Genomic DNA, 9,101 nt, shown 5'->3' with positions numbered 1-9,101 from the left:
CCGTAGTAGATCAGCAAGCTGCCCCTCACGACTGGGGCACCGGAGCCCGCTCAGGGTCGTGGACGGCCACCGACTGCGGAGGAGACGGACCTCGCCCCTTGCGGAGATTGTTCCTCAAGGGCCACTTGGGACTCTGGAGGTCAAATACCGCTGCAAGCTCTCTCGAGATCGGTCTGGACGCGCGCGGTCGGGCGTGTGAGCGAGTCCGGGCTGAGCGCGTTCATTGGCATAATATGCCAATACTGCTATGCTCAGGATGGTTCCATCATGGGAGTCAATCCGCCATGCCGACCCGCAATGTGGTGCTGAGCGACCATCAGCAAGAGCTTGTCGAAACCCTGGTGCAATCGGGGCGGTACCAGAACGCCAGTGAGGTGCTGCGCGACGGGCTGCGCATGATCGAGCAGCGCGAACGGCTCGAAGCGGCCAAGCTGCAGGCGCTGCAGCAAGCGGCCGAGAAGGGCTGGGCCGATATCACCGCTGGGCGCTATATCGATCTCGTCGAGGACGATCTCGAGGATTTCATGAGCCAACTGGGGCAGCAGGCCGCCAAGCGGGTTAAGTTGGCAGGTTGATGGCGCGCTATCGACTCTCCACCACCGCGCAGGCGGATCTCATCGACATCCTCGCCTGGACACAAAGTCAGTTCGGAGAAGCAGCCCGCACACGCTACGAAACGCTGCTGGTCACCGCGCTGCGTGACATCTCCAGCCAGCCTGCTCGGACCGGCAGCGTCGAACGACCGGAGCTGGGCGACGGCGTGCGATCCTGGCACCTGCATCTGAGCCGGGAGCGCGCCCGAACCGAAACCGGCACTGTGCGCCGTCCAAGACATTTCTTGATTTACCGGGTGGAACACGATCAGGTTGTTGTCGGACGGGTTCTGCACGACGCCATGGAACTCGCGCGACACTTGGATGCCGAGGCACTCTGGGAATAAGAGCCGGTGGGGGTATGGTCTGAGGAGGCATAACGGCGCCTGCTCGGCCGCAAGCCGAGCGAGGTCTCCCGCATGTCTACATTGCAATGACTGCTTAGCCAGCCCTCCACCGGCACGCGCAGCTCGAGGGCCTCGCGGGCGGGTCCGCCCCGGCTGAAAGTGGAGGCTGGCGAAATTGATGCGGGCGATGATCCGCACTGCGCAACCGCAGGCCGGGCAGGTGTCGATGTCGATACCGAACACCCATCAGTGGCAGGTTTACGTCCGGCTACAGCCGCTCATCCTGTGCCACCGACTGCCCGCTCTGGGTCGGCAATAGACCGCCATTGGCATTAGCCGGCCCTGAGCGGGCAGTCGGTCTCGACAGATGAGGGTCTCCCGTGGTGGTTCAAGCGGACAGTCGTCACCCGCCCTTTGGTGTTGGAAGCAGGCCGGCAGTCATGAGAAGGCCATATAGCCTCCCTATGCTCCTAAGCTGGCACCGAACGTCCCGCATGGCCCACTGCTACCCGGAGCCTGGGTCCTGACGGGTGTTTCGAAATGCCGGCGGGTTGCCAGACCTTGGGCGCTGTTGCTGCTTATGACGGTCGGCATGGGCTCGTCGCCTGCACTCCCGTCGCATCGCCTCGCGGTCACGATGTGACGTTCGAAACCATCGGCGTGCACGTTCCGGCGGGGGCTTCCGGCATCGATACCTGCGGGCCGGATGCCATGCGGGTGTTGCCAATTTTTGCCAAAGAACCTACGCTTGCGCGATGAGCACGATGAACATCTCTCTCCCTGAAAGTCTGAAGTCCTTCGTGGACGAACAGGTCAGCCAGCGCGGCTATGGCACCAGTAGCGAGTACGTGCGTGAGTTGATCCGCAAGGATCAAGAGCGCTTGCATCTGCGCAAGCTGCTGTTGGCAGGAGCAGCCTCGGTCCCGTCGGCAACAGCCGATACCCGCTACTTTGAGGGCCTGCGTGACCGGGTGCGCAAGAGCGACAAAGCCGACACCCAAGAGTGAAGGCCCAGGCAGTCATCCCGCGTGAGCAGGCCAACCGGGATGTTCACGAGGCTCTTGCCGACTACCTGGGTGAGGCCAGCGAAGCCGTGGCGCTCGGCTTCATCGTTGCACTGGAGAAGGCCTACGGTCACATCGGCCGCCATCCTGAAACGGGCTCACCGCGCTACGCCCACGAACTCAATTTGCCCGGCCTGCGCGCATGGCCGCTGACACGCTACCCGCACGTCGTGTTCTACGTCGAGCATCCGGACCACATCGACGTCTGGCGCGTGCTGCATGGTCAGAGGGACATCCCGGCGTGGATGCAGGAACCCGACAACGTGTGACGGTCGGAACGCCGCGGCATCTATACAGCGACAATTACTTTGGCCGGTTGCCCGTAACCTTGATCGCCTTTCCAGAGGACCCAGAAGGGGCGGGATGGCGGTCACCGAGCAACAGGTCAAAGTATTCATGGCAAAGCGAGCAGAAGGACAGAGTCAGGCGACGGCCGCCGCGCAGGCAGGGTTATCCGAACGCACGGGGCAGCCCGTGCAGCGTGACGTGTGACACTCCGAATCCTTCACGGCCCGTGTATGAGCGTGCTTCGCCTCGCCCATGCGGCTGGTTTTGGAGCGGGTGCTTCACGCCACAGCGGCCGAGGGCTCGGCCAACGAACGCGGTCGCTACTTTTTGAATCGGCTGTGCCTGGCCTCGGCCGGCCGGGAGTTCCAGATCCCGCGGCCGTCGGGAAGCCTGGCGCACAATGGTCTTTTTTGAGGAGCGCGGTTCCTGAGCGGTTCCTGAGCGGTTCCTAGGGCGAATTCCTGGGATCTACGTCGCGATCGCTGCGCTTCTGTAAGTTATTGATCGAATTATGGTGGGCCGTGTAGGACTTGAACCTACAACCAATAGATTAAGAGTCTACTGCTCTACCAATTGAGCTAACGGCCCGCAGGGAGGAGGGGGTGGGGTGACCGATGGGACTCGAACCCACGACAACCGGAGCCACAATCCGGGACTCTACCAACTGAGCTACGGTCACCACCGTATCACTGTAACTGGACCACTTCCTGGGGCGGTGGCGCGCCCGGCAGGACTCGAACCTGCAACCGTCGGCTTAGAAGGCCGATGCTCTATCCGGTTGAGCTACGAGCGCGTGTGGCGTGGAGCAGTGGTCGGGGTAGAGGGATTCGAACCCCCGACATCCTGCTCCCAAAGCAGGCGCGCTACCAGACTGCGCTATACCCCGTGGTGCCATCCCGCGTAAAGCCCAGTACAGCGAGCCGGGAATCATAGCGCCACCTCGTCTTCTCGGTCAAGGACAGGACGGGCCTCTGCCCATGAACCCGATCCTTGAGGGTGGCCGGGCATCATGGGATGATCGACGGCCTGTTCCGGGGGATCTGCCATGAGTGCCAGGATCATCGACGGCCGCGCCATCGCGGCAACGCATCGCGCCCGCATCGGCGCAGAGGTCGAAGCCATGAAGGCTGCTGGGCTGCGCGCGCCGGGACTGGCCGTGGTGCTGGTGGGCGACAACCCGGCCTCGGAAGTCTACGTGCGCAACAAGCGCAAGGCCTGCGCAGAGGTCGGAGTCGAATCGCACTCCTACGACCTTCCGGCGCAGACGCCGCAGACCGACCTGTTGGCGCTGATCGACCGCCTCAACCGGGACCGCGCCATCGACGGCATTCTGGTGCAGCTTCCCCTGCCCCCGCACATCGATCCGGAGACCGTAATCGAGAGTATCGATCCGGCCAAGGATGTCGACGGGTTCCATCCCTATAACGTCGGTCGGCTCGCCGTCCGGGTGCCGCGCCTTCGCCCCTGCACGCCCTGGGGCGTCATCCAGCTGCTTCTGGCGATCGGGGAACCGTTCAAGGGGCGCACTGCCTGCGTGATCGGCGCCTCCAACATCGTCGGGCGCCCGATGGCCCTGGAGCTGCTGCTGGCTGGAGCGACACCGGTGATCTGCCACCGCTTCACGCGCGACACCCGCGCGCACGTCCGGGACGCCGATATCGTGATCGCCGCTGCGGGCAAGCCGGGGTTGGTCCGGGGCGATTGGATCACGCCGGGCGCGACCGTGATCGACATCGGGATCAACCGCCTCGAGGACGGGACCCTGGCCGGAGACGTGGAGTTCGCTGCCGCTGCGGAGCGCGCCGCCTGGATCACTCCGGTACCGGGCGGCGTGGGCCCGATGACCGTCGCCATGCTGCTCGAAAACACCCTCAAGGCACGCCAGTTCGGCGAAAACGAACCGTCGCACGGAAGGACAGCGCCGTGAACTGGCCTGGCACCGGCGCAGGCGGTACCATCCACAAGCCACGTCACATAGGGAATGTCGAATGCATCGTTTTCTCATGCCCCTGGTGCTGTTAACCGCAACCACTATCTCAGGAGTTCTCATGGCTGATGAGCAGACCAAGGTCGCTATCGAGACCAATCACGGCCGCATCGTGCTGCAACTAGACGCCACGGCTGCCCCGCAGACCGTCGCCAATTTCCTCCGCTACGTGGACGAAGGTTTCTACGACAATACGATCTTTCACCGGGTCATCCCCGGGTTCATGGTCCAGGGCGGCGGCTTCGATCCGGACATGCGCCAGAAGCCGGTCCACGAGCCGATTCCCAACGAAGCCGACAACAGCCTGAAGAACAAGGCCGGCACCATCGCGATGGCCCGCACCAATGACCCGCATTCGGCGACCGCCCAATTCTTCATCAACGTCTCGGACAACAGCTTCCTGGACCACAGCTCCAAGACCCCGCAGGGCTGGGGCTATGCGGTCTTCGGCAGCGTGGCCGAGGGCATGAGTGTGGTCAAGGAGATCGAGGGCGTGAAAACGGGCCGTGTGGGCATGCACCAGGATGTGCCAATGGAGCCGGTGATCATGAAAACCGTCAAGCGCGTCGAGTAGGTCCGCGCAATCGACACGAACGAAGGGATGCGTACGACGCCGAGGGTCCTGGTCGTCTCCGATCTGCACCTGGATCGGGAACCGGGGCTGACGCTCGCCCGGTTTCTGGAGTTCCTCGAGGGCCCGGCGCGCGAGGCCTCGGCGCTGTACATCCTCGGCGATCTTTTCGAGTACTGGATCGGCGACGATGCGCGCTTCCCCGGGGCCGAGACACTCGCCGCCGCGCTGGCCCGGCTCCCGGTGCCCGTCACCTTCCAACACGGGAACCGGGATTTCCTGCTCGGACCCGATTATGCCCGGCGTGCGGGTATGACATTGGCCCCGGAGCTCCTGCGAATCGAAGTCGACGGCGGACCCGCGCTGCTGATGCATGGCGACAGCCTGTGCACAGCGGACGTCGACTACCAGCAGTTCCGCACGATGGTTCGGGCGCCTGCCTGGCAGCAGGCCTTCCTGACGCGGCCGCTGCCCGAGCGCATCGCCGCGGCGGAACGTCTGCGCGCGGGCAGTCGTGATGCCGGGAAGATGAAGGCCAGCGAAATCATGGATGCCCATCCCGACGCCATCGTGGACGTCCTGCGCACGCATGGGCTGTCGCTGCTGGTACACGGCCACACGCACCGACCGGCGATCCACCACCTGCAGGTCGATGGCCGTCCCTGCCTGCGCTGTGTACTGCCTTCCTGGGACGAACTGCCGGGCTATCTCTTGCTGGACGACCAGGGACCGCGGCTGCTGACCCTGGACGGCCGGCCCTACCCCGTCGGCTTTAGCCTGGCCCCGCCTGATCCTCCAGCGCCTGCATCTCGCGCAGGCTGAACCCGGCGGCCAGACGCGCGTCCAGCGCGAATGGCGGGCGCACCCGGCCGGGCATGTGCTGCGCCAGCAGGTCGAGGAAGGTCTGCTCCGGATCCAGCCCGCGCTGCATCGCGAGATGGCGGAACCAGTGCGAACCGATCGCGACATGGCTGATCTCTTCGCGTTGGATCACCTCCAACACCGCGACGCTGTCCGCATCACCCGCCGCCTGTAGCCGCTGGATCATGCCCGGGGTCACGTCGAGACCGCGAGCCTCGAGCACCCGCGGCACAAGGGCCATGCGCTCCATCGGATCGACATCGGTCTTGACCGCCATTTCCCAAAGGCCGTTATGTGCCGGGAAGTCGCCATAGGCAACGCCGGTCCGTGTCAGCTGCTGTGCCAGCAACTGAAAATGCCGGGCCTCCTCGGCCGCCACCTGCAGCCAGTCGCTGATGTACTCCGCCGGGAGGCCGCGGAACCGGTATACCGCGTCCAGCGCAAGATTGATCGCATTGAACTCGATATGCGTGACCGCGTGGAGCAGTGCCTGTCGCCCACGCAGGGTATGCAGGCCCCGGCGGGGCAGATCCTGCGGGCGCACCAGCTGGGGCCGTTCGGGTCGCCCGGGGATTTCGATCCGGGTCGGCGGCGGGTCATCGGGAACCACCGCCAGTCCACCGGCGCGCCAGGCCTCGAGCAGGCGCTCCACGCACTCGCATTTCCGGGCAGGATCGCGCACCTGCAGCGCGCGCAGGGCCATCGCCTGCACACCGGGTTGTCGGCGTGCGGACGATCCCCCCACGGACGGTTGGGCGGCTGCACCGGCCCCCCGCCTGGGCTGACGCGCCAACGGATTCCCCGAGGTTTCGTTACCCGCTGCCGGTGACACGGCTTCTCCGGCAGCATCCACTGGCATGCGCGCCGTACCGGCCGCCAACGGGCCGAGTTGTACGATCAACAGGTCCATCACGTTGGTCCCGGTTTCCCTGCCGGGTACGACCTGCCCCAGCCCCTCCCAGAAGACCGCGGTGTCGGCTCCGCGCAGCGCCTGCCGCAGCGTCGTACGCATCCCCACCTCGGCCTTGGGGCGACCATCACCGAACCATGCGCCGGCGGCACCGCTATTGCCGTCGACGCCATCCGTTGCCGCCGACAGCACCGCGATGGGCCGTGGGAAGCCTCGGGACAACCAGAGAAGGAGAAGCAATGCCGCCAGATGCTGCGCCCTGCCCCCACGTCCCGATCGGGCCGGGAGAGGGACCGGGGCCTCGCCGCCCCAGACATGCACCCCGGCCGGCGCATGGCGCAGGAAGCGAACCAGCTGGCGGGCCACCGGCAGACCCGAGGACGCGGGAAACAGTCCGTGATCCCACGCATCAAGTCCCTCGGCCCGGGCCGCACGCCTCACCACCGCGCGCGCATCGCCGTTACCTGCGACCAGCCGGTGTATGGGGCGATGCCCTGCTGCGCGCGGCGGCGGCAGCCGGCGCAGCAGGGCCTCCAGTTCGGGCCAGCCGATCTCCGGGACCGTCATTGCCGCATCGATGCTTTCCGGTGACCAGAACGGCCCGGAGCCCACCGACGCCGGCGAGTCGCCCGGCACATCGCTGATGAACAGGATCCGGACATCGGCACTCCGGCACAGGCCGGCCGCACCGCCCGCCTTCAGCCGCGAGAAACGCCCGCGCAGCGCGTTCATGACCCGGATGTCCAGACCGGCTGCGAGCAGGTGCTCGTTCAGTTCGCGCAGATCGGCCAGCTTCACGCCCGGTTGCGGCCACTCCGCGAGACTGGAAGCACCGCCGGAGAGCAGCACCAGCAGCGCATCGTCGGGCGGAACGCGCTGCAGGAACTCGGCCATCGCCGCACCCGCGGCCAGGCTCTCTGCCCCCGGAACCGGGTGGTTGCCGGTCAGGCGCCGGACCGGAAACGGCAACCGGCCAACCTCTGCCTCCGAACCCTTGGGGGCGACCACCAGCGCACGGGTGATCACGGCGCCCCACGCCCCCGCGGCACCCTGGAGCATGGCTTCAGCGGCCTTGCCCAGGGCCAGCAGGTGTACCGGCCGCGCGGGGGACGGCTCGTCGGCCAGGACCGCACGCACCGCCTCCCGGCCGTGCACGGCGTCGAGCGCCGCGTCGTACCAGTCCAGCAACCGACCCACTCCAGTCACGTCAGGCGGCCCAGCCCCCGTGCCAGGTCACCTTGCACGTCGGCAATCGCCTCCAGGCCCACCGCGATCCGGACCAGGCCCTCGGTGATGCCCTGCGCCTCGCGCTGTTCGGGGGCCACCCGGCCGTGGGTGGTCGTCGCCGGATGGGTGATGGTGCTCTTGGCGTCGCCCAGGTTTGCGGTGATCGACAGCATGCGGGTGGCGTCGATGACCGACCAGGCCGCCGCGCGCCCGCCGGCCACCTCGAAGCTGAGCACCCCGCCGTAACCGGTCTGCTGGGCGCCGGCCAGCATGTGTTGCGGATGTTCTTCCAGGCCCGGGTAATGTACGGCGGTCACCTTCGGATGCTCCCGCAACCAGCGGGCCAGAGCCAGCGCATTGACGCTGTGCTCGCGCATGCGCAGGTGCAGCGTCTCCAGGCCCTTCAGGAAAATCCACGCATTGAAGGGCGACAGGGTCGGCCCGGCGCTGCGCAGGAAGCCGTAGACGTCCTTCCCGACACGCTCGGCATCACCGACCACCGCGCCGCCCAGGCAGCGGCCCTGGCCGTCGAGGAACTTGGTCGCGGAATGAATCACCAGATCAGCGCCCAGATCCAGCGGGCGCTGCAGCGCCGGGGTACAGAAGCAGTTGTCCACCGCGAGCAGAACGTCGCGGGCATGGGCAATCCCGGACAGTGCCCGGATGTCGACCAACTCTCCCATGGGGTTCGACGGCGTCTCGCAGAAGTACAGGCGGGTGTTCGGCTGCGTCGCCTCTTCCCAGGCGGACAGGTCCGACAGCGGCACGTAGCTGACGTCCACCCCGAAGCGGGCCATGTAGTTGTTCAGCAGGACGGTGGTGGTGCCGAACACCGAGCGCGAGCAGACCACGTGATCACCGCTGCGCAGCAGCCCCATCATGGTGGCCAGGATCGCGGCCATGCCGGACGCCGTGGCGACGCAGGCGGCCCCGCCCTCCATCGCCGCCAGGCGCTGTTCGAAGGCGCGCACCGTGGGGTTGGTGAAGCGCGAGTAGATATTACCGGGCGATTCGCCGCCGAAGCGCGCTGCGGCCTCGGCGGCGTTCGCAAAGACGAAACTCGAGGTCGGGAAGATCGCCTCGGAATGTTCGTTCTCGGGCGAGCGCCGATATCCGGCTCGGATGGCGACGGTTTCCGGGGCGTACTGGCTGGGATCGAATTCCTGCATCGGGGTCTTCCGGGAGTCAAGACGGGGGGCGGCCCAGGGCAGAGCCGGGTGGACACCGCCGGAGAGTCCTACACTATACTGCCT

Annotated in this window: 9 protein-coding genes, 4 tRNA genes and 1 pseudogene; 7 read left to right on the top strand and 7 right to left on the bottom strand. The window is 66.3% G+C overall.

Annotated elements, in window-relative coordinates; translation table 11 throughout:
• Positions 1 to 284 precede the first annotated feature (284 nt).
• The 4 genes from EA346_RS06740 (at position 285) to EA346_RS06725 (ending at position 2,273) form a co-directional block, all read left to right on the top strand.
• On the top strand, positions 285 to 575 hold the full coding sequence (locus EA346_RS06740) for a type II toxin-antitoxin system ParD family antitoxin (RefSeq protein ID WP_296756918.1): 291 nt from the start codon (positions 285 to 287) through the stop codon (positions 573 to 575).
• The gene (locus tag EA346_RS06735) at positions 575 to 940 is read left to right on the top strand and encodes a type II toxin-antitoxin system RelE/ParE family toxin (protein WP_296756917.1); all 366 of its coding nucleotides are present in this window, start codon (positions 575 to 577) and stop codon (positions 938 to 940) included. Before EA346_RS06740 ends, EA346_RS06735 begins: the two co-directional genes overlap by 1 nt.
• Before the next feature lie 764 nt (positions 941 to 1,704).
• A complete protein-coding gene (locus EA346_RS06730) occupies positions 1,705 to 1,947 on the top strand; it encodes a type II toxin-antitoxin system ParD family antitoxin (protein WP_366755768.1) in 243 nt (80 codons plus the stop codon).
• Positions 1,944 to 2,273 carry a type II toxin-antitoxin system RelE/ParE family toxin gene (locus EA346_RS06725; RefSeq protein WP_296756915.1) on the top strand — a complete coding sequence of 110 codons (330 nt, stop codon included), beginning with the start codon at positions 1,944 to 1,946 and terminating at the stop codon, positions 2,271 to 2,273. Before EA346_RS06730 ends, EA346_RS06725 begins: the two co-directional genes overlap by 4 nt.
• Before the next feature lie 531 nt (positions 2,274 to 2,804).
• On the opposite strand, the gene EA346_RS06720 is transcribed toward EA346_RS06725, so the two are convergent.
• The 4 genes from EA346_RS06720 to EA346_RS06705 form a co-directional block, all read right to left on the bottom strand.
• Positions 2,805 to 2,880: transfer RNA gene (locus EA346_RS06720), tRNA-Lys, on the bottom strand.
• A gap of 15 nt (positions 2,881 to 2,895) precedes the next feature.
• Positions 2,896 to 2,971 (bottom strand) — tRNA-His (locus EA346_RS06715).
• A gap of 37 nt (positions 2,972 to 3,008) precedes the next feature.
• Positions 3,009 to 3,085: transfer RNA gene (locus EA346_RS06710), tRNA-Arg, on the bottom strand.
• Between the two features lie 16 nt (positions 3,086 to 3,101).
• Positions 3,102 to 3,178 (bottom strand) — tRNA-Pro (locus tag EA346_RS06705).
• A gap of 159 nt (positions 3,179 to 3,337) precedes the next feature.
• Here EA346_RS06705 and folD point away from each other — a divergent pair.
• The 3 genes from folD (at position 3,338) to EA346_RS06690 (ending at position 5,672) form a co-directional block, all read left to right on the top strand.
• Positions 3,338 to 4,219, top strand: coding sequence for a bifunctional methylenetetrahydrofolate dehydrogenase/methenyltetrahydrofolate cyclohydrolase FolD (gene folD, locus EA346_RS06700; RefSeq protein WP_296756914.1), 882 nt, complete (start codon positions 3,338 to 3,340; stop codon positions 4,217 to 4,219).
• Positions 4,220 to 4,340: 121 nt separating this feature from the next.
• The gene (locus EA346_RS06695) at positions 4,341 to 4,853 is read left to right on the top strand and encodes a peptidylprolyl isomerase (protein WP_296756913.1); all 513 of its coding nucleotides are present in this window, start codon (positions 4,341 to 4,343) and stop codon (positions 4,851 to 4,853) included.
• Between the two features lie 27 nt (positions 4,854 to 4,880).
• Positions 4,881 to 5,672: a UDP-2,3-diacylglucosamine diphosphatase gene (locus EA346_RS06690; RefSeq protein ID WP_296756912.1), complete on the top strand. Its 792-nt coding sequence runs from the start codon at positions 4,881 to 4,883 to the stop codon at positions 5,670 to 5,672.
• On the opposite strand, the gene EA346_RS06685 is transcribed toward EA346_RS06690, so the two are convergent.
• The 3 genes and pseudogenes from EA346_RS06685 to EA346_RS06675 form a co-directional block, all read right to left on the bottom strand.
• Positions 5,623 to 6,414, bottom strand: a complete 792-nt coding sequence (locus EA346_RS06685) for a ferritin-like domain-containing protein (protein ID WP_296756919.1) — start codon at positions 6,412 to 6,414, stop codon at positions 5,623 to 5,625. The two genes, EA346_RS06690 and EA346_RS06685, sit on opposite strands and share 50 nt — an antisense overlap.
• Positions 6,415 to 6,627: 213 nt before the next feature.
• A pseudogene (locus tag EA346_RS06680) lies at positions 6,628 to 7,818 on the bottom strand (DUF4147 domain-containing protein); the annotation flags it as partial.
• Between the two features lie 5 nt (positions 7,819 to 7,823).
• Entirely contained in the window at positions 7,824 to 9,017 is a 1,194-nt protein-coding gene (locus EA346_RS06675) for an O-succinylhomoserine sulfhydrylase (protein ID WP_296756911.1), read from the bottom strand.
• Positions 9,018 to 9,101 lie beyond the last annotated feature (84 nt).

It is taken from the genome of Thioalkalivibrio sp. (genome assembly GCF_007692535.1).
Lineage (GTDB): Bacteria > Pseudomonadota > Gammaproteobacteria > Ectothiorhodospirales > Ectothiorhodospiraceae > Thioalkalivibrio.
Note: the sequence above shows the minus strand (reverse complement) of the source record. Positions and strands in the feature narration are given on the sequence as shown.